General features: G+C 72.0%; 17 protein-coding genes. 10 read left to right on the forward strand and 7 right to left on the reverse strand.

Annotation, left to right across the window (positions count from 1 at the left end; all coding sequences use genetic code 11):
* Window positions 1-3: 3 nt before the first annotated feature.
* The 4 genes from Q3W68_RS11010 to Q3W68_RS11025 are packed head-to-tail and all read right to left on the reverse strand — an operon-like array spanning window position 4 to window position 3,458.
* Window positions 4-714, reverse strand: coding sequence for an ABC transporter permease subunit (locus tag Q3W68_RS11010; RefSeq protein WP_302905689.1), 711 nt, complete (start codon window positions 712-714; stop codon window positions 4-6).
* The gene (locus Q3W68_RS11015) at window positions 714-1,673 is read right to left on the reverse strand and encodes an ABC transporter ATP-binding protein (RefSeq protein ID WP_302905333.1); all 960 of its coding nucleotides are present in this window, start codon (window positions 1,671-1,673) and stop codon (window positions 714-716) included. The genes Q3W68_RS11010 and Q3W68_RS11015 overlap by 1 nt, the downstream gene beginning before the upstream one ends.
* Entirely contained in the window at window positions 1,670-2,551 is an 882-nt protein-coding gene (locus Q3W68_RS11020; protein ID WP_252454651.1) for an ABC transporter permease, read from the reverse strand. Before Q3W68_RS11020 ends, Q3W68_RS11015 begins: the two co-directional genes overlap by 4 nt.
* Window positions 2,544-3,458 carry an ABC transporter ATP-binding protein gene (locus Q3W68_RS11025; RefSeq protein WP_013288493.1) on the reverse strand — a complete coding sequence of 305 codons (915 nt, stop codon included), beginning with the start codon at window positions 3,456-3,458 and terminating at the stop codon, window positions 2,544-2,546. Before Q3W68_RS11025 ends, Q3W68_RS11020 begins: the two co-directional genes overlap by 8 nt.
* A gap of 156 nt (window positions 3,459-3,614) precedes the next feature.
* Here Q3W68_RS11025 and Q3W68_RS11030 point away from each other — a divergent pair, with 156 nt between their 5' ends.
* The 4 genes from Q3W68_RS11030 to galT all read left to right on the forward strand — a co-directional run bounded on the left by Q3W68_RS11030 (window position 3,615) and on the right by galT (window position 8,845).
* Window positions 3,615-5,162, forward strand: coding sequence for a glycosyltransferase family 2 protein (locus Q3W68_RS11030; RefSeq protein WP_302905334.1), 1,548 nt, complete (start codon window positions 3,615-3,617; stop codon window positions 5,160-5,162).
* 129 nt (window positions 5,163-5,291) lie between these two features.
* Entirely contained in the window at window positions 5,292-6,821 is a 1,530-nt protein-coding gene (cysC, locus tag Q3W68_RS11035; protein ID WP_302905335.1) for an adenylyl-sulfate kinase, read from the forward strand.
* Window positions 6,822-6,986: 165 nt separating this feature from the next.
* Window positions 6,987-7,775, forward strand: a complete 789-nt coding sequence (locus tag Q3W68_RS11040; protein ID WP_302905336.1) for a DeoR/GlpR family DNA-binding transcription regulator — start codon at window positions 6,987-6,989, stop codon at window positions 7,773-7,775.
* Window positions 7,772-8,845, forward strand: a complete 1,074-nt coding sequence (gene galT / locus Q3W68_RS11045) for a galactose-1-phosphate uridylyltransferase (protein ID WP_302905337.1) — start codon at window positions 7,772-7,774, stop codon at window positions 8,843-8,845. The genes Q3W68_RS11040 and galT overlap by 4 nt, the downstream gene beginning before the upstream one ends.
* 319 nt (window positions 8,846-9,164) lie before the next feature.
* Here galT and Q3W68_RS11050 read toward each other — a convergent pair whose 3' ends face one another.
* Window positions 9,165-10,382: an NADP-dependent isocitrate dehydrogenase gene (locus Q3W68_RS11050; protein ID WP_302905338.1), complete on the reverse strand. Its 1,218-nt coding sequence runs from the start codon at window positions 10,380-10,382 to the stop codon at window positions 9,165-9,167.
* 138 nt (window positions 10,383-10,520) lie between these two features.
* Here Q3W68_RS11050 and Q3W68_RS11055 point away from each other — a divergent pair, with 138 nt between their 5' ends.
* The gene (locus Q3W68_RS11055; RefSeq protein WP_302905339.1) at window positions 10,521-11,315 is read left to right on the forward strand and encodes an MBL fold metallo-hydrolase; all 795 of its coding nucleotides are present in this window, start codon (window positions 10,521-10,523) and stop codon (window positions 11,313-11,315) included.
* A 151-nt stretch (window positions 11,316-11,466) separates the two neighbouring features.
* On the opposite strand, the gene Q3W68_RS11060 is transcribed toward Q3W68_RS11055, so the two are convergent.
* A complete protein-coding gene (locus Q3W68_RS11060) occupies window positions 11,467-12,417 on the reverse strand; it encodes a malate dehydrogenase (RefSeq protein WP_302905340.1) in 951 nt (316 codons plus the stop codon).
* Window positions 12,418-12,515: 98 nt separating this feature from the next.
* The gene (locus tag Q3W68_RS11065; RefSeq protein ID WP_302905341.1) at window positions 12,516-13,379 is read right to left on the reverse strand and encodes a bifunctional methylenetetrahydrofolate dehydrogenase/methenyltetrahydrofolate cyclohydrolase; all 864 of its coding nucleotides are present in this window, start codon (window positions 13,377-13,379) and stop codon (window positions 12,516-12,518) included.
* 391 nt (window positions 13,380-13,770) lie between these two features.
* Between Q3W68_RS11065 and Q3W68_RS11070 the strand changes: the two genes are divergently transcribed.
* From Q3W68_RS11070 to Q3W68_RS11090, 5 genes are all read left to right on the forward strand, one after another.
* Window positions 13,771-15,369, forward strand: a complete 1,599-nt coding sequence (locus tag Q3W68_RS11070) for an ABC transporter substrate-binding protein (RefSeq protein ID WP_302905342.1) — start codon at window positions 13,771-13,773, stop codon at window positions 15,367-15,369.
* A gap of 88 nt (window positions 15,370-15,457) precedes the next feature.
* Window positions 15,458-16,396 carry an ABC transporter permease gene (locus tag Q3W68_RS11075; RefSeq protein WP_302905343.1) on the forward strand — a complete coding sequence of 313 codons (939 nt, stop codon included), beginning with the start codon at window positions 15,458-15,460 and terminating at the stop codon, window positions 16,394-16,396.
* An 18-nt stretch (window positions 16,397-16,414) separates the two neighbouring features.
* Complete coding sequence (locus tag Q3W68_RS11080) at window positions 16,415-17,371, forward strand: ABC transporter permease (protein ID WP_302905344.1); 957 nt, start codon at window positions 16,415-16,417, stop codon at window positions 17,369-17,371.
* A gap of 6 nt (window positions 17,372-17,377) precedes the next feature.
* Window positions 17,378-18,415 (forward strand): ABC transporter ATP-binding protein, encoded by a 1,038-nt coding sequence (locus tag Q3W68_RS11085; RefSeq protein WP_302905345.1) that lies wholly within the window; start codon window positions 17,378-17,380, stop codon window positions 18,413-18,415.
* The gene (locus Q3W68_RS11090; protein ID WP_302905346.1) at window positions 18,399-19,427 is read left to right on the forward strand and encodes an ABC transporter ATP-binding protein; all 1,029 of its coding nucleotides are present in this window, start codon (window positions 18,399-18,401) and stop codon (window positions 19,425-19,427) included. The genes Q3W68_RS11085 and Q3W68_RS11090 overlap by 17 nt, the downstream gene beginning before the upstream one ends.
* Window positions 19,428-19,622: the final 195 nt, after the last annotated feature.

Below are 19,622 nucleotides of genomic sequence, written 5' to 3' on the forward strand. Positions count from 1 at the left end.
GGTTCAGCTCGTCTCGCCGGCCACGCTGAACGAGCGCAGGCGGTCGATCGCCAGCACCGTGAACCCGACCGCCACCAGCGCGGTGAGCACCGCCGCCACAGGCACCGAGACGGTGGTGCCGAGCAGCGGCGTCGGCGCCATCCGGTCGGCCAGGGCGATCACCCACTGCTGGATCGACAGCACCCGGGTGCCGCCGACGAACCGGCCCAGCAGCCCCTCCCAGATCAGCACGTAGACCAGGCCGAGCAGCACCGGACGCCGGGTCACCAGGCTGAGCGCCAGGAACAGCGCCGAGTACGCCAGCGCGCCCGCCGCCGAGGCGGCGACAAGTGCGAGTCCGAGGCGTACCGAATCGGCGAGCACGCCCGCGACGTAGATCGGGACGCCGACGGTGACCGCGCTGACGCCGGCCGCGACCGCCAGCTTCGGCAGCACGATCTGCCAGCGCGGCAGCGGCTTGGTGAGGATGTGCACGACGGTGCCGTCGTCGATCTCCGCGCCGAGCACGCCGGTGCCCACGATCAGCGCCACCACCGGCAGCACCACGGCGAGGCCGAGGCCGACGAGCACCGGCGGGCCCCACTCGCCGGGGTCGACGCCGAGCGACCGGCAGAGCACCGCCAGGCCGATCAGGACCAGCGGCAACGGCAGCAGCATGAGGAACCGGCTCCGGCCGAACAGGCCGCGCGCGGTGATCCAGGTGACTGTCGACATCATGCCTCCACCAGATACGAGAAGACGCTCTCCAGCGACTCGTCCTCCGGCAGGAGCTGCCGGACCCGGATGCCGTGCCGGAGCGCGATCCGGGGCAGTGCCCGGGTGAATGCGCCGTAGTCGCCGGCCTTGACCGTCAGGCCGGTACGGTCCAGCTCGACGCCGGAGACCGACGCCTCGGCCATCAGCGCCACCGCCAGCGCCCGGTCGTCGGTGGAGCGCACCGCGAACACGTGCGGCCGGTTGGTCATCAGGCGGCGGATGGTCCGGTAGTCGCCGGAGGCGGCGAGCCGGCCGGCCACCATCACCTGGACCGTGCCGGAGACCTGCTCGACCTCCTCCAGGATGTGCGAGCTGAACAGGATGGTCCGCCCCGCGTCGCCGAGCCGGTGCAGCAGCGCCATCATGTGCAGCCGCTGGCGCGGGTCCATCCCGTTGAACGGTTCGTCGAGCAGCAGCACCTGCGGGTCGTGCACGAGCGCGGCGGCGACCCGGGTGCGCTGTCGCATGCCCTTGGAGTAGGTGCCGATCCGGCGGGTCTGCGCGTCCTGCATCTCGACCAGCTCGATCGCCCGCCGGGCGGCGGCCTCCGGGTCGGGCAGCCGGTGCAGCTTCGCGCTGGCGAGCACGAACTCGTACGCGCTGAGGAACGTGTGCACCGCCTCGCGCTCGCTGACCAGGCCGAGTCGCCGGTAGACGGCGGGGTTGCGCCAGGTCGGCTCCCCGTCCAGCGTCACGGTGCCCCGGGACGGGGACAGGAAGCCCGCCATCATGTGCAGCAGCGTGGTCTTCCCGGCGCCGTTGGGACCGAGCAGGCCGGTCACGCCGGGGCCGAGCCGCATGGTGACGTCGTTGACCGCCACCACGTTGCCGTACCAGCGGGAGACGCCCGCCAGGTCGAGCGTGCTCGTCGCGGCGGCGGGCGCACCGGCCGTCGACTGGGTGCTGATCGCCGTCATCGGGCGGCCACCTTCCGGTATCGCAGGAGCAGCAGGCTGACGCAGCCGGCGACCAGCAGCACGGCGACCGCGGCGTAGACCGGCCCGAAGTCACCGATCGGGATGCCGCCGCCCTGGCCCTGGGTCAGCGCGTCACCGAGCGCCCAGGTGCCCACGCCACCGACGAGCGTCGGCGGGGAGGCGAGGAAGGCCAGCTCGTTGACGGTGGCCGAGGGCAGGATGGACAGCACGCCGACCACCGGCGTGGTCATCAGGAAGACCGCCACGATGCCACCGGCGGCGAACGCGCGCTTGCCGGTGAGCGAGGCGACCAGCAGGGCGATCGAGGCGAACACCACCGCCCAGAGACCGGCGTAGAGCAGCCCGGGCAGCAGGTCGAGCAGTTCGTCCCACACCCCGCGTACGCCCCGGTTCGTGGTGAACGCGGCGCCGAGGAACATCACCAGCTGCGGGCCGCCGAGCAGCAGCCACAGCGCGGTGACGAGCGCCAGCAGCTTGGACAGGGCGTAGTCGCCGCGCGGCAGCGGCCGGGAGAAGTACAGCGGCAGCACGCCGCTGCGCAGGTCGCGGGAGACCAGCTCGGGCGCGGCCACCGCGGCGAAGAAGATGACCAGCCAGCTCATCGCGTCGGCGAACTGGGCGTACGTCATCACCACCTCGCCGATCTGGCTGCGTACCGCGGTGACCCCGGCGGCGACCACCGTGACCACGGAGACCACCAGCCACGGGAAGATCTTGGCCTTGGCGCTGCGGCCCAGCCCGAAGACGGTACGCACGCCGTGCAGGTAGAGCGCGCCGAAGACCTGCCGGCGGCCGAGCCGCGGACCGGTGTAGCGCTGGTAGCCGATGTCGTGGATGACCCCGGTCGCGTCAGACATGGCTGGGCTCCCTCGCGGCGAAGAGTTCGGCCACCCGGTGCCGCCGCTGGTCCAGCCGGTGCAGCGGCAGGTCCAGCTCGGCGACCGCGCCGAGGATCTGGTCGTAGGTGGCGTCGTCGGCGAGCGGGACGAGCAGCAGCCGCCCGTCGCGGGTCACCGGCAGGTCGAGCGCGGTGAGCCGGGCGGCCAGTTCCTCGGTGCCCTCACTCACCTCGACGGCGAGCACGTCGGTGGCGGTGGTCATGGCGGACACCCGGTCGGCGCGCAGCAGCCGGCCGCCGTCGATGGCGACGAGCGTGTCGCAGATCCGCTCCACCTCGCCGAGCAGGTGCGAGCAGACCACCACCGAGATGCCGAACTCGGTGCCGATCCGGTGGATCAGCGCGAGCATCGCGTCCCGGCCGGCCGGGTCGAGGCCGTTCGTCGGCTCGTCTAGCAGCAGCAGATCGGGATCGTGTACGAGCGCCTGGGCGAGCTTGACGCGCTGCTTCATGCCGGTGGAATAGCCACCGACGGCGCGGTGCCGCTCCTCGTGCAGACCGACGTGGCGCAGCGCCTCGGAGGCCCGTTCCCGGGCGACGGTGCGCGGCAGCCCGCTGATCCGGCCCAGGTGGGTGACCAGCTCGGCGGCGGACAGGTCGGGCGGGAGGGCGTCGTGCTCGGGCATGTAGCCGACCCGGGCGCGGACCGCGGCCGGGTCGGTGGTGGGGTCGAGGCCGAGCACCTGTACCCGGCCGCTGGTCGGCGGGAGGAGACCCAGCAGGATCTTGATCAGAGTGGACTTGCCGGCGCCGTTCGCGCCCACCAGCCCGATGATCCCCGGCTCGACCGACACGGTGAGGTCGGCCAACGCGGTGACCCGGCCTCCGTACGTCTTGGTCAGCGACTCGGTCGCGAGCAGTGTCACGCCGTTCAGCGTAGGACTCCGGGGCCGGGCCGGAGCCCTTCCTGACCCCTGCGATCCCCTGATCCTCGGCCGCCGCGGCCCCTAGGTGGCGGGCGCGGGGTGGCGGCGGCGCGGGGAAGCTGCCACCGTGTGGGGGCCGACTCGACGGGGGGCGACATGAGCGACGATGCGGACCGGCCGGTGGTGAGCGTGGTGGTGCCCACGTACAACTGCGGCGCGAACCTCGACCCGCTCGTCGCGTCGCTGCCGCGGCAGGGGCTGCCGTCCGGCTCGTACGAGGTTGTCTTCGCCGACGACGGGTCGACCGACGGCACCCCGCAGCGCCTGGACGAGCTGGCCGCCGCCGACCCGCACGTGCGGGTGCTGCACCTGGAGCACTCGGGCTGGCCGTCGCACCCGCGCAACAGAGGGCTGGAGCAGGCGCGCGGCGAGTACGTCTTCTTCGCCGACGACGACGACTGGTTCGGCGACGAGGCGCTGGCCCGCCTGCACGCGTGCGCCCGCGGACACGACGCGGACATCGTCATCGGACGGATGATCGGGCACCGGCGGGGCGTACCGCGGGAGCTGTTCCGGGAGAACCGGTTCGGCGTCACACTGGCGAACGCGCCGCTGGCCGACAGCATGACCTGCCACAAGCTGTTCCGGCGTTCCTTCCTGGACCGGCACGGGCTGCGGTTCCCGGAGGGCCATCCGCGCCGTCTGGAGGACCACCGGCTGATGGCGGCTGCCTACCTGCGCGCCGAGCGGGTCTGCGTGCTGGCCGATCACCCCTGCTACCACCACGTCCGCCGGGTGGACGCGGGCAACGTCACAGCCACCCGGATGGACCCGGCCGAGTACTACGCGGCGCTGCGAGAGGCGCTGGACATCGTGGACGCGCACCGGCCGCCCGCCGCAACTCGTCTCCGGCTGCAGCGGCGCTGGCTGCGCAAGGAGATGCTGAGCCGGCTGCGCGGGCAGGTCCTGCTGAGCGCGCCGGAGCGGTGGGCCGACCAGGTGGCCGGCGAGGTGGGCCGGCTCGTCGAGGACCGCTTCACGCCGGAGGCGGTCGCCGGGTTGCCGCCGATGTTCCAGGTGATCGCGCACCTCGCCGCGCAGGGCCGGGTGGCGGACCTGCGCCGGCTGGCGGAGTGGGAGGCGAGCGTCCAGGCGTACGCATCGGTCGGCGAATGGCGGGTCCAGGGGCGGACGCTGAACGTCACCGTCTCCGCCGACCTGCGCTCGGGTGACGAGCCGCTGCGCTTCGACGACGAGGGGCTGCCGGTGCTCCCGGTGGCCGACGCGGCGCCGGCCGGTGTCGTGATGCGGGCCGGCGGGGCGAGGACCGACGTCGTCCTCCGACGCCGGGAGAGCCGGGAGGAGTTCTTCCTGCCGGTGGCCGCCACCACCGAACGGGTCGAGGCCGGCGAGGTGCGCCACCGCAGCACCGCCACCGTCGACTTCGCGGCGCTGAACAACGGCCGGACCGCGGGCACCTGGGAGGTCCGGGCCCGGGTGATCCAGGCCGGCTGGGCGCTGGACGCCCGCCTGCCGCTCGTGGTGCGCTGCGCGGCCGACGGAGGCGTGCCCCGCGTGGAGGACTCGCGCCGGCTCCGGTCCCGTCTCCGCCGCGCGGTACGTCGGATACGGGACCGCGCGCTCGGCCGGTCGGCGCGCTCCGGCAGCCGTTCGCACGATCGACCGGCCGCGGCCCGCCGGTAAGGATTCGGTGACCCCGGCTCGTCCTCGGCGCGGTCGCCGGACACGCGATCACCGGGAGGCCGGGTGGCGCTCTCGACCGATCGCCGGTGGGCTGCGAAACTGTGTGCCGGCCGGTGAGTTGGGGGTTCGATGAGCAACGGGTGGCTGCTGCCCGAGGACGTTCTGCGGGATGCGCCGTCGTACGCGCCCAGGCCCGCTGAGCTGGCCGATCTCCAGTTGTTGCTGAGCGGGGCGTACGCGCCGCTCACCGGTTTCATGAGCCGGGCCGACCTGGCCTCGCTGAACCGGCGCGGCCGGCTGGCCGACGGCACGCCCTGGCCGGTGCCGGTGACGCTCCAGGTGCCGGCGGCGCTCGCCGACGGGCTGGACCCGGCCGACCCGGCCCGCCGGGCGGTGGTGCTCACCGACGGCGAGGGCGCGCCGGTGGCGGCGATGGACGTGACCGACGTCTGGCCCGGCCGTGAGGGCATGGTGGGTGTCGGTGGCACAGTGCGCCGTCTGGGCGACGGCGGCCACGGGCCGTTCCAGCGGCTGCGGCGCGGCCCCGACGAGGTACGCGGGCTGCTGCCGCCGGGCCGGGTGCTCGGTGTGTTCGCCGACCGCCCGCTGCACCGGCCGCAGCTGGCGCAGATCGCGCACGCGGCCCGTACGCTCGGCGCGCACCTGCTGGTGATGATCCCGGTGGGCGAGGAGTCGATCGGCGGCCTGCCGGCCGAGTCGCTGGTGCGCAGCGTGTTCGCCGCGCGCGACCGGATGCCCCCGGCGACGCTGGTGGCGGTGCCGCTGGCCCGGCGGCGCGACGAGATCAGCGACGCTCTGCTGCGGGCCCGGGTCGCCGCCGCGTACGGGGTGACCCATCTGCTCTCCACCGAGGGCATGCTCTCCGGCGCCGGCCTGCGCGTGCTGGTGCCGCGCGAGCTGGCCTACGACAACCGGGACGGGCAGTGGCGCTGGCGCGAGGACATCCCGCCGCGCAACCGGCGGCTGGCGCTGAGCACGCGTGAGATCGACGACCTGCTGGACCGGGGTTTCCCGCTGCCCGAGTGGCACACGCCGCCGGCGGTGGCGAAGGAACTGACCCGGGCGCGCCCGCCGCGGCGGCACCGGGGCCTGGTGATCTTCCTGACCGGCCTGTCCGGCTCGGGCAAGTCGACGATCGCCCGCGGGCTGGCCGACGTGCTCCGCGAGCAGGGCGACCGCACGATCACGCTGCTCGACGGCGACGTGGTGCGGCGGGAACTCTCCGCCGGGCTGGGGTTCAGCAAGGCCGACCGGGATCTCAACGTGCGCCGGATCGGCTGGGTTGCCGCCGAGATCGCCCGGCACCGGGGCGTCGGCATCTGCTGCCCGATCGCGCCGTACGCGGCGGCCCGCGCCACCGCCCGGGAGATGGCCGAGGCGGCCGGGGCGGGCTTCCTGCTGGTCCACGTGGCGACGCCGCTGGCGGTCTGCGAGCAGCGCGACCGCAAGGGCCTGTACGCCCGCGCCCGGGCCGGCCTGATCACCGGGATGACCGGCATCGACGACCCGTACGAGGAGCCCACCGACGCCGATCTGGTGGTGGACACCTCGGACCTGAGCGTCGAGGAGGCCATCGGGAAGGTGATGGAGCACCTGACCGAGACCGGCTGGGTGGAGCCCCGCCTCCAGCCCGCCTGACCGCGGCCGGGTCCCGGCCTCCCCGCACCTCGACCGCCGTCGTCCGGCTTCCGGACGGCGGCGGTTTCGCATCACCCCTCGTTGCGCGGTAGTGTTCGTCTTTGTTGGAACACGTTCGACCGCGTGGAGTGTCGCGCGGTCCGTGAGGCACGGAGGTGAGCCGGGATGCTGGCGCGGCAGCGGCAGACGGCCATCCTGGAACGACTACGCCGCGCCGGTGGCGTCCGGGTCACCGAGCTGGCGGCCGAGTTCGGCGTCTCCGACATGACCATCCGGCGCGACCTGGACACGCTGCACGAGCAGGGCCTGCTCGCCAAGGTGCACGGGGGCGCGACGCCGGCCGGTCCCGGCTCGACCGACGAGCCCGGCTTCCACGCCAAGTCCGTCCGCCAGTCCGCCGAGAAGGCCGCCATCGCCGAGTACGCCGCGTGTCTGGTCCGGCCCGGCGCCGCGATCGCGCTCTCCGCCGGCACCACCACCGCCGAGCTGGCCCGGCGACTGGTGGACGTGCCCGGCCTGACGGTGGTCACCAACTCGCTGCCGGTGGCGGAGGCCCTGCACGTCGGGGGCCGGCCGGACCAGACGGTGGTGCTCACCGGCGGCGTACGCACGCCGTCGGACGCGCTCGTCGGCCCGCTGGCGGTGGCCGCGATCGCCGCGCTGCACCTGGACCTGCTCTTCCTCGGCGTGCACGGGATCAGCGAACGGGCCGGCTTCACCACGCCCAATCTGATGGAGGCGGACACGAACCGGGCACTCGTGGCAGCGGCGGACCGGCTGGTGGTGCTCGCCGACCACACCAAGTGGGGCACCGTCGGCATCTCGTCGATCGTGCCGCTGGACGCGGCGGACGTGCTGGTCACCGACGACCGGTTGGCACCCGAGGCCCGACGGGTACTCGACGACAGGGTGGGTGAACTGGTGACGGTGCCCACGACGAGGGGGGCGCAGTGAAGCGTACGCAGATCGCGCTGGCCGACGGCCGCGAGCTGATCTACTTCGACGAGCGGGACGACGCGGTCCGCGACCAGCCGGACCGGCGGGACCTGCCCCCTCCCCCACCCGCCTCGCAGCTGCGGTACGACCCGCTGACCGACGAGTGGGTGGCGGTGGCGGTGCACCGGCAGACCCGGACGTTCCTGCCCCCGGCCGACCAGTGCCCGCTGTGCCCGTCCCGCGGGGACCGGCACAGCGAGATCCCGGCGCCCGACTACGACGTGGCCGTGTTCGAGAACCGCTTCCCCTCGCTGAGCCAGCGGGTGGCCGACGAACCGGCCGAGATCACGCCGTTCACCCCGGTACGCCCCGGACGCGGCAGGTGCGAGGTGGTCTGCTTCACCGACGACCACAACGCCTCGTTCGCCCGGCTCTCCCCGCGGCGGGTCCGGACGGTGCTGGACGCGCTCGCCGACCGCACCACCGCGCTGAGCGCGCTGCCGGGGGTGGAGCAGGTCTTCCCGTTCGAGAACCGGGGCGTGGAGATCGGGGTGACGCTGCACCACCCGCACGGGCAGATCTACGCGTACCCGTTCGTCACGCCGCGCACCCGCAGCATGCTGACCGCCGCCCGGCGGTACGCCGACCGCACCGGGGGCAACCTCTACGCCGACGTGCTGGCCGCCGAACGGGCCACCGGGGACCGCGTGGTGGCGAGCAACGAGCACTGGACCGCGTACGTCCCGGCGGCGGCCCGCTGGCCGTTCGAGGTGCACGTGGCGCCGCACCGGCCGGTGCCGGACATCCCGGCGCTCGACGACGCCGAGCGGGACGCCTTCGGGCCGCTCTACCTGGACCTGCTGCGCCGCTTCGACGGGCTGTTCGACCTGCCGATGCCGTACATCGCGGCCTGGCACCAGGCGCCGGTACGGATCGACCGGGAGCTGGGGCACCTGCACCTTCAGCTGTTCAGCATCCGGCGGGCCAAGGACAAGCTGAAGTACCTGGCCGGGTCGGAGTCCGGCATGGGCGTCTTCATCAACGACATCGCCCCGGAACGCGCCGCCGAGCTGCTCCGCGCCGCATGAAGTGCAAGGAGGGGCCCCTTCTTAACGCCTGCGGTAGAGGAAGGGCCCCTTCTTAACAACCGCGGCCCGGGCATGGGGGCGCGGGGGGCCCGGGACAGGACCCCCCGCAGGGAAGGGACGGCTGGCTGCGCTCAGCAGCCTCGAAGGTCGGCGTCGCCGGTGCGCGGCCACGGCCCACCTTCCTGGACGCGACTGGCATCTCGTCCACCCTGTCAACGAGGGCGCACCGAACGAGGTCACGCCGTCCCGGCGGGCCTGAGGTGTTAAGAAGGGCCCCTTCTACAACGCGAGGCGTTAAGAAGGGGCCCTTCCTTGCACGTCAGGCGGCGAGCTTGCGCGCCAGGTTCTCGTCGAGCGCGTTCATGAACTCGTCGGTGGTCAGCCACGGGGCGTCCCGCGAGATGAGCAGCGCGAGGTCCTTGGTCATCTGACCGCCCTCGACGGTGTCGACGATGACCTTCTCCAGCGTGTTCGCGAACTCGGTGACCGCCGGGGTGCCGTCCAGCTTGCCCCGGTGGGCCAGGCCCCGGGTCCAGGCGTAGATCGAGGCGATCGGGTTGGTCGAGGTCTTCTCGCCCTTCTGGTACTGCCGGTAGTGCCGGGTGACGGTGCCGTGCGCGGCCTCGGCCTCGACGGTGCGGCCGTCCGGGGAGAGCAGCACCGAGGTCATCAGGCCGAGCGAGCCGAAGCCCTGCGCGACGGTGTCGGACTGCACGTCACCGTCGTAGTTCTTGCAGGCCCAGACGTAACCGCCCTCCCACTTGAGCGCGGCGGCGACCATGTCGTCGATGAGCCGGTGCTCGTAGGTGAGGCCGGCGGCGTCGAACTCGGCCTTGAACTCGTTCTCGAACACCTCGGCGAAGATGTCCTTGAACCGGCCGTCGTACGCCTTGAGGATGGTGTTCTTGGTGGACATGTAGACCGGGTACTTGCGGTCCAGGCCGTACCGGAACGAGGCGCGGGCGAAGTCCCGGATCGACTCGTCGTAGTTGTACATGCCCATGGCGATGCCGCCGCCGGGGAAGTTGGCGACCTCCATCTCCATCGGGGTGCCGCCGTCGGCCGGGGTGTAGGTGATGGTCACCGTGCCCGGGCCGGGGACGACGAAGTCGGTGGCCTTGTACTGGTCGCCGTGCGCGTGCCGGCCGATGATGATCGGCTTGGTCCAGCCCGGGACGAGCCGCGGCACGTTCGACATGATGATCGGCTCGCGGAAGACCACGCCGCCGAGGATGTTGCGGATGGTGCCGTTCGGCGACCGCCACATCTTCTTCAGGCCGAACTCCTCCACCCGGGCCTCGTCCGGGGTGATGGTGGCGCACTTGACGCCGACGCCGTGCTCCTTGATGGCGTTGGCGGCGTCGACGGTGACCTGGTCGTCGGTGGCGTCACGGTGCTGGATCGACAGGTCGTAGTAGTGCAGGTCGACGTCGAGGTAGGGCAGGATCAGCTGCTCCCGGATCTGCTTCCAGATGATCCGGGTCATCTCGTCGCCGTCGATCTCCACGACCGGGTTGTTTACCTTGATCTTCGCCATCGGCCGGCGCTCCTCTCGGGGGACACGTGCTCAAGCAGTACGAGCGTACTGGAAACTGACCGGCAGTCCCCAGGCGGCCCGGGTGGACCGCCGGAATGCGGGCTGCGCCGCGCCTCGGCCCGCTGGCATCATCGTCCGATGCCACGCAGCCGCACCATCGGGTCTATCACGGTCACCGCGCTCTCCGACGGCGAGGGGCCCTTCTTCCAGCCCCGTGGCGAGGCGTTTCCCGACGCCACCCGGGCGCACTGGGCGGCGGCCGACCGGCTCGACCCGGGTGCCGTCACCGACGACGGCGGGTGGTGGCTGCGGTTCCGCGCGTTCGCGGTGCGGGCGGGCGACGGGCCGGTCACTCTTGTCGACGCCGGCATCGGCCCGGCCGACTCGCTCGCCGCGAGCTGGGCGCCGGTGCCGGGCCGGCTGCCGGCCGAGCTGGCCGCGGCCGGCATCGACAGGGCGGACGTACGCAGCGTGGTCCTCACCCACCTGCACACCGACCACGTGGGCTGGGCCGGCGCGCTGTTCCCGAACGCGGACCATCTGGTCCAACGCGCCGAGCTGGACGCGCTGGAGTTGTTCCACCCGGAGCTGCCGGCCCGGCTGCTGGGGCCGTTGCGCGCCGCCGGCCGCCTGCGGGTGGTCGACGGCGAGACACCCCTCACCCCGGGGGTACGGCTGCTGCACACACCCGGTCACACGCCGGGTCACCAGTCGGTGCTGGTCGAGGCGGACGACGAGCGCCTCCTGGTCACCGGCGACCTGCTGGTGCACGCGGTGCAGTTGGTGGAACCAGAGCTGGCGTACGCCCACGAGGTGGACCCGGAAACGGCCCGCCACTCCCGCACGAGCCTGCTGACGACCCTCTCCCCCGCTGTCCTCGCCACCCCGCACCTCAGTGACCCCTTCACCCCCCACCCGCCGCCGCCACGTTGATCATGAAGTTGGCGGCGTATTCGATCTCCATTTCGGCCGTCAACTTCATGATCGATGGGGTGGGGGCACGGGGGGCACGAATGGGGCCGGGTGGGACGGACGAAGGCCCGCCGGCGGGAGCCGGCGGGCCTTCGGCGCGATGGCGCGGGCGTCACATGCTGGCGACGTCGCCCTGCTTGGCGCGGACGGCCTCGGCGGCCTCCTTGAGCGCGGCCAGCTCGTCGGCGTCCAGGTCGGTCTCGACGACCCGCTTCACGCCCTCGGCGCCGATCTCGGCCTCGACGCCCAGGTAGACGCCGGAGATGCCGTACTCGCCGTCGACCCAGGCGCAGACCGGCATGACGTCGCCGGAGTCCTCGGCCACGGCCTTCGCCATCCGGGCCGCGGCGGCGGACGGGGCGTAGTACGCGGAACCGGTCTTGAGCAGCGCGACGACCTCGGCGCCACCGTTGCGGGTCTTGACGACCAGATCCTCGATCTGCTCGGCCGGCATGACGTCACGCAGCGGCTTGCCGTTCACGGTGCTCTTCGACGGCACCGGGACCATCGTGTCGCCGTGCGAGCCGAGCGTCAGGGTCCGTACCGACTTCACCGGTACGCTCAGCGCCTCGGCGACGAAGTTGGTGAAGCGGGCGGTGTCCAGCATGCCCGCCTGGCCGAGCACCCGGTTCTTGGGGAACTGGGTGGCGAGCTGGGCCAGCGCGGTCATCTCGTCGAGCGGGTTCGACACCACGATGACGACGGCGTTCGGGGCGTACTTGGCGACGTTCTCGGAGACCTGCCGGACGATCTTGGCGTTGGTCTCCAGCAGGTCCATCCGGCTCATGCCCGGCTTGCGCGGCAGGCCGGCGGTGATGACGACGACGTCCGAGCCCTCGATGGCGTCGTAGCCCTCGCCGTTCGGGCCGGTGGTGACGCCCACGACCTTGGTCTCGAAGCCCTCGACCCCGCGGGACTGGTTGAGGTCCAGCGCGAGACCCGCCGGCTTGCCCTCCACGATGTCGGTGATGACGACGGTGTCGAAGACGTCGTACTCGGCCAGGCGCTGTGCGGTGGTGGAGCCGTAGAATCCGGCGCCGACGACAGTGACCTTCTTACCCATGGTCGTCCCACTCCCTGATACCAGTCGGTTTTCCGGACCGTATCAGCCATCCTGGCACCGATCGGGCCAGGGGCGGACGGTTATGACCTGGCTGGGTGTCAGGCCACCCGCTCGGCCCGTTCGACCACGTTCGTCAGCAGCATCGCCCGGGTCATCGGGCCGACGCCGCCGGGCATCGGCACCACCTTGCCGGCGACCTCGGCCACCTCCGGGTCCACGTCGCCGGTGTAGCGGCCCTTGCCGTCCTCGCCGATCACCCGCGTGATGCCGACGTCCACGACTGTCGCGCCCGGGGTCACCATGTCGGCGGTGAGCAGGCCCGGCACGCCGGCGGCGACGATCACGACGTCGGCGGCGCGGGTGTGCGCGGCCAGGTCGAGCGTGCCGGTGTGGCAGAGCGTCACTGTGGCGTTCTCGCTGCGCCGGGTCAGCAGCAGGCCCAGCGGGCGGCCGACAGTGTTGCCCCGGCCGACCACAGCCACGTTCGCGCCGCGCAGCGGCACGTCGTGCCGGCGCAGCAGTTCCACGATGCCGCGCGGGGTGCAGGGCAGCGGCGCGTCGTACCCGAGGACGAGCCGGCCCAGGTTGACCGGGTGCAGCCCGTCGGCGTCCTTGTCCGGGTCGATCGACTCCAGCGCGCGCTGGGTGTCGAGGTGCCCGGGGAGCGGGAGCTGGACGATGTAGCCGTGGCAGGCCGGGTCGGCGTTCAGCTCGGCGAGCGCCGCGTCGAGCTGCTCCTGGGTGGCGTCGGCCGGCAGCGTGACCCGCAGCGAGGCGATGCCGACCTCGGCGCAGTCGCGGTGCTTTCCGTTGACGTACGCCTGGGAACCGGGGTCCTCCCCGACCAGCACCGTGCCGAGGCCGGGGGTGATGCCGCGTTCCGCGAGCGCCTTGACCCGGGCTCGTAGCTCGTCCTTGATCTCCGCCGCGGTGGCCTTGCCGTCCAGGATCGTCGCCGTCACGTCGTGATCGTCTCACGGCTGCGGGCGGGCCCGGACGACGACGGCCGACGATCACGCTGCGCAACGTGGCGTAAGTCACGGAGAGTGACTGCTCACTGCGACACGGCAACCCTGCAGCACCCTGGCGGGCAGGTACCGGACAGGCGGAACGAGCATCCCAGACCCCTCCGACAGCACCTGACCAGACCCTTCACAGACGAACGAGAGCCCAGTTCAGGGCGGTAGGTAGCAGGCGGGTCGGACGGCGGCAAGGTTCGCCGAACACGATGCGTCATCAATTGACCACGCAGCAGTTGTCGATGAGCCGGAGCGCGACCTACCGTTACCGCTCGTTGCGCAGAGTCACCCAGCGTCGGGACGACCGCGCAGTGTGAGGAGATGAGGAGACTCCATGCGTGTTCGTAGGCTCGCGGCCTGGGCCGCGCTCCCGCTCGCGGTGACACTGGGCCTGACGGCCTGCGGCTCGGGCGGTGGCGGCGGCGGTGCCGGCGACTCCGACGCGGCCGTGCGGATCGAGATCGCCGAGCCGCAGCACCTCGTGCCCACAAACACCAACGAGACGAGCGGCTCCCAGGTCCTGTCGGCCCTGTTCAGCCCGCTCGTCGACTACGACGAGGCGAACAAGCCGCACGAGGTGGCGGCCGACTCGGTGACGACGTCCGACAACAAGGTCTGGACGATCAAGCTGAAGCCCGGCTACACGTTCCACAACGGCGAGAAGGTCACCGCCGACAGCTACATCGACGCCTGGAACTACGGCGCGTACGCGCCGAACGGCCAGAACTCCAGCTACTTCTTCGAGAAGGTGGCCGGCTACGACGACCTCCAGGGCGAGAGTCCGAAGGCGACGACGATGAGCGGCCTGAAGAAGGTCGACGACCTGACCTTCACCGTGACGCTCAGCCAGCCGTACGTGGACTTCAAGTCCATGCTCGGCTACACCGCCTTCTACCCGCTGCCCAAGGCGGCCTTCTCCGCGCCGGGCGTGCTGGCCGAGGGCTACGAGCAGGCGCCGATCGGCCAGGGTCCGTTCAAGATGAAGGGCAACTGGCAGCACGACGCCAAGGTCGAGGTGGAGCGCTACGACGCGTTCCCGGGCCAGCAGCCCAAGGTCGGCGGCGTCGAGTTCCGCATCTACCAGCAGCCGACCGCCGCGTACGCGGACGTGCTGTCGGACAACCTCGACGTGATCAAGACGATCCCGACCGAGAACCTGTCGACCGCCGCGACCGACCTGGGCGACCGCTTCCAGCAGAGCCCGGCCTCGTCGCTGCAGGTGCTGGCCTTCCCGACGTTCCAGGAGGAGTTCAGCAAGCCCGAGGTGCGCAAGGCGATCTCGATGGCGATCGACCGGGACGAGATCACGAAGTCGATCTTCAAGGACTCGCAGCAGCCGGCTCGCTCGTTCGTCTCGCCGGTGGTGGCCGGCTACCGGGAGAACACGATCGGCACGGCCGGCGCGTTCGACCCGGTCAAGGCCAAGGCCGCGTACGAGGCCGCGGGCGGCCCGAAGAGGATCGAGCTGTCCTACAACGGCGACGGCGGCCACAAGGACTGGATCGACGCCACCTGCAACCAGCTCAAGGCCAACCTGGGCGTGGACTGCGTCGGCACCGCCGAGCCGAAGTTCGCGGACCTGCTGACCAAGCTCAAGAACAAGCAGCCGGTCGGCCTGTTCCGGATGGGCTGGGTGATGGACTACCCGTCCATGGAGAACTACCTCGGCCCGCTGTACAGCAGCGCCGGTTCGTCGAACTACTACGGCTACAGCAACCCGGAGTTCGACAAGCTGCTCGCCGAGGGCGCCCGGGCGGCGACCGAGGACGAGGCGATCAAGAAGTACCAGGCGGCGGAGGACCTGCTCGCGCAGGACATGCCGGTGATCCCGCTGCGGTACGGGCAGAACAACTTCGGCCACTCGACCAAGGTCAAGAACGTCCACGTGGACCTCTTCGACCGGGTGGACCTGCTGAAGATCGAGCGCGTCTGACACCCTGCTGACGGGCCGGGCCACCCCCACGGGTGGCCCGGCCCTCGCATTGGCACGCATTTAGCCCGGTTTCGGCAGACTTGCCAGCATGCTCCGGTTCATCCTGCGGCGACTGCTCCAGATGGTCCTCGCCTTCTTCGGGACCACTCTGATCGTCTACGCGCTGATGTTCGCCGGGCAGGGCGACCCGATCCAGGCCCTCGCCGGGGAGCGGCCGGTGACCGCCGCGCAGCGGGCCTATCTGACCGAGAAGTACCACCTGGACGCGACAGGCGTCGGCGGCTTCTTCTACCGCTACTTCGACTACCTGGGCGGCCTGGTCCGGGGTGACCTCGGGCAGTCGCTGACCGGGCGGCAGATCAGCGACATCCTCGCCGCCGCCTGGCCGGTCACCCTCAAGCTGGCAGTGATCGCGATGGCGGTCACGATCCTCTTCGGGGTCACCGCGGGCGTGATCGCTGCGATCCGCCGCTCCGGCGTGTTCGACCACGCCACGCTCGTGCTCACGCTGCTGGTGCTCGGCATCCCGACGATCGTGCTGGCCCCGCTGGCCCAGTACTTCCTCGGCGTCCGGTGGCCGGTCTTCCCGCCCACCGCCGGCGCCCAGCCCTCCTCCTACGCGCTGCTGCTGCCCGGCATCGTGCTCGGCTCGCTGTCGCTGGCCACCGCGCTGCGGCTGACCCGTACCTCGGTGACCGAGAACCTGCGCGCCGACTACGTCCGGACCGCCCGCTCCAAGGGCCTGCGGCGACGCCGGATCGTCGCCGTGCACGTGCTGCGCAACTCGCTCATCCCGGTGGTCACCTTCCTCGGCGTCGAGCTGGGCAACCTGATGGGCGGCGCGATCATCACCGAGGGCGTGTTCAACGTCCCGGGCGTCGGCTTCAACCTGTTCCGCGGCATCCGCACCGAGGACGGCCCGCTGGTGGTCGGCATCGTCAGCGTGCTCGTCGTGGTCTACCTGCTGTCCAACCTGGTGGTGGACGTGCTCTACGCCGTCCTCGACCCGAGGATCCGCTATGAGTGAGCGCAGCGAGGTGCGGCCGTGAGCGACTTCGAGACGGTGGCGGCCACCGAGAACCAGGCCGCGCGGCGCGGCGTCTCCGGCGAACCGGGCACGCCCGGCCGGGCCGGGCGGCCGGGCCGGGCCCGCAGCCTGGCCGGTGACGCCTGGCGGGACCTGCGCCGCAACCCGGTCTTCTGGATCAGCCTGCTCCTGGTGGTGCTGGTCGCCGCGATGGCGGTCGCACCCGGGCTGTTCGCCGCCAACGACCCGCGCGACTGCGTGCTGTCCCGGCAGCACGCCGGGCCGTCCGGCGGGGCCATCTTCGGGTACGACTTCCAGGGCTGCGACACGTTCGCCCGCGCGGTCCACGGCGCCCGCGCCTCGCTGCTCGTCGGTGCGTTCTCCGCACTGATCACCGGTGTGATCGCGCTCGTCGTCGGGATGCTCGCCGGCTACTTCGGCGGATGGGTCGACGCGGTGCTCTCCCGGGTGATCGACATCGTGCTCGGCATCCCCCTGCTGCTGGCCGCGATCGTGCTGCTCAAGCGCGTCAGCACCAGCGGCGACACGGTACGGCTGTTCGCGGTGATCCTCGTGCTGGCGCTGCTCGGCTGGACCACGGCGGCTCGCGTCGTCCGCTCCTCGGTGATCACCGCCCGGGAGCAGGACTACGTGGCGGCCGCCCGGATGCTCGGGGCCGGCAACGGCCGGATCATGTGGCGGCACATCCTGCCGAACGCGCTCGCCCCCGCCATCGTGGTGCTCACCATCGCGCTCGGATCGTTCATCGCGGCCGAGGCGACGCTGAGCTTCCTCGGCATCGGCCTGAAGGCGCCGACCATCTCCTGGGGCATCGACATCGACGCCGGCCGGGTGCACATGCGGGAGTCGGCGACGCCGCTGATCGTGCCGTCGACGTTCCTCGCCCTGACCGTGCTCGCCTTCATCATGCTCGGCGACGCGATCCGCGACGCCTTCGACCCGAAGCTCCGGTGACTTCTCATGGCCCAGTCGTCGGTCCGGCCCACGCCGGCCTCACCCACCCCGCCCGGCGGGCACCTGCTGGAGGTGCGGGACCTGCACGTCGAGTTCCGCACCCGCGAGGGCGTGGCCCGGGTGATCAACGGGGTGACGTACCACCTGGACGCCGGTGAGACGCTCGCGGTGCTGGGCGAGTCCGGCTCCGGCAAGTCCGTCACGGCCCAGGCGATCATGGGCATCCTGGACACCCCGCCCGCGTACGTGCGCGCCGGGCAGATCCTCTACCAGGGGCGGGACCTGCTCACCCGGCCGGAGGAGGAACGCCGGCAGATCCGCGGCGCCGAGATCGCGATGATCTTCCAGGACGCGCTGTCGGCGTTGAACCCGGTCTTCCCGGTGGGCTGGCAGATCGGCGAGTCGCTGCGCGAGCGGGCCGGGATGTCGCGCGCCGACGCGCGTAGGCGCACCGTCGAGCTGATGGACCTGGTCCGGATCCCGGCCGCGGCGAAGCGGCTCGGCGACTACCCGCACCAGTTCTCCGGCGGCATGCGGCAACGCGTCATGATCGCCATGGCGCTGGCGCTGGACCCCAAGGTGCTGATCGCCGACGAGCCCACCACCGCGCTGGACGTCACGGTGCAGGCCCAGATCATGGACCTGCTGGCCGACCTGCGCCGCGACCTCGGCATGGCGCTCGTCCTGATCACCCACGACCTGGGCGTGGTCGCCGGTGTGGCGGACCGGATCGCGGTCATGTACGCGGGCCGGATCGTCGAGCACGCCGACGTGCACGCGCTGTACCGGGCGCCGGCCCACCCGTACACGAAAGGGTTGCTGGAGTCGATCCCGCGCCTGGACGTGCGCGGCCAGGCGCTGTCGAGCATCCGCGGGCTGCCGCCGAACCTGATGGCGATCCCGTCCGGCTGCCCGTTCCACCCCCGGTGCCCGTACGTCCAGCAGGTCTGTGTGGACGAGGTGCCGCACGACCTGGTGCTCGGCGACGGGCGGACCAGCGCGTGCCACTTCGCCCAGGAGGTGCACGATGACCGCGACGGCTGAACCCGCAAAGGTGCGCGGCGAGACGATCCTCGCCGTCGACCAGTTGGTCAAGCACTTCCCGATCAGCCAGGGCGTGCTGTTCAAGAAGACCATCGGCCAGGTCAAGGCCGTCGACGGCGTCTCGTTCGAGCTGCGGCGCGGCGAGACGCTCGGCGTGGTGGGCGAGTCCGGCTGCGGCAAGTCCACGCTGGCCCGGCTGCTCATGCGCCTGGAGACGCCGACCGCCGGGCGGGTCACGCTGGAGGGGCGCGACCTGCTCCGGGCCAAGGGGGCGGACCTGCGCCGGCTGCGCCGGAACATGCAGATGGTGATGCAGGACCCGTACACCTCGCTGAACCCCCGGATGACGGTCGGCGACATCATCGGCGAGCCGTTCGAGATCCATCCGGAGGTCGCCCCGAAGCGCAGCCGGCGGCAGCGGGTGCAGGAGCTGCTGGACGTGGTCGGGCTCAACCCGGAGCACGTCAACCGCTACCCGCACCAGTTCTCCGGCGGCCAGCGGCAGCGCATCGGCATCGCCCGGGCACTCGCGCTGCGGCCCGAGATCATCGTCTGCGACGAGCCGGTTTCGGCCCTCGACGTGTCCATCCAGGCCCAGGTGATCAACCTGCTGGAGCAGCTCCAGGACGAGCTCGGGCTGTCGTACATCTTCATCGCCCACGACCTGTCGGTGGTGCGGCACATCTCCGACCGGGTGGCGGTGATGTACCTGGGCCGGATCGTGGAGATCGGCACCGAGGAGCAGATCTACCAGCGCGCGACCCACCCGTACACCCAGGCGCTGCTGTCGGCGGTGCCGGTGCCCGACCCGGAGGCCCGCGACCGGCGGACCATCATCCGGCTCACCGGCGACGTGCCCAGCCCGGCCGAGCCGCCGTCCGGCTGCCACTTCCGGACCCGCTGCTGGAAGGCCGAGGAGGTCTGCGCGACCCAGGACCCGCCGGCGGTGCCCCGCGCGGCGGACCCGCACCCCAGCGCCTGCCACTTCGCCGAGGTGCGTACCGAGGCGTGACGACGAAGGCCCCGTCCCCCGGAGGAAGAGGGGGCGGGGCCTTCGATGCGGGCACGCGTGCGGAAGGCGGACCCGGGACGAACCCGAGGCGGACCCGGCGGCGTGAGGCGCGCCGCCGTACCGGTGGACGGCAGCTCGCGGCGGAACCGCCGGGTCGACGCGGCGGTTCCGGTGCGGCGCGAGCGCGGCGTCCCG

It is taken from the genome of Micromonospora sp. C28ISP2-4, from assembly GCF_030519385.1.
GTDB classification, from domain to species: Bacteria; Actinomycetota; Actinomycetes; order Mycobacteriales; family Micromonosporaceae; genus Micromonospora; species Micromonospora tulbaghiae.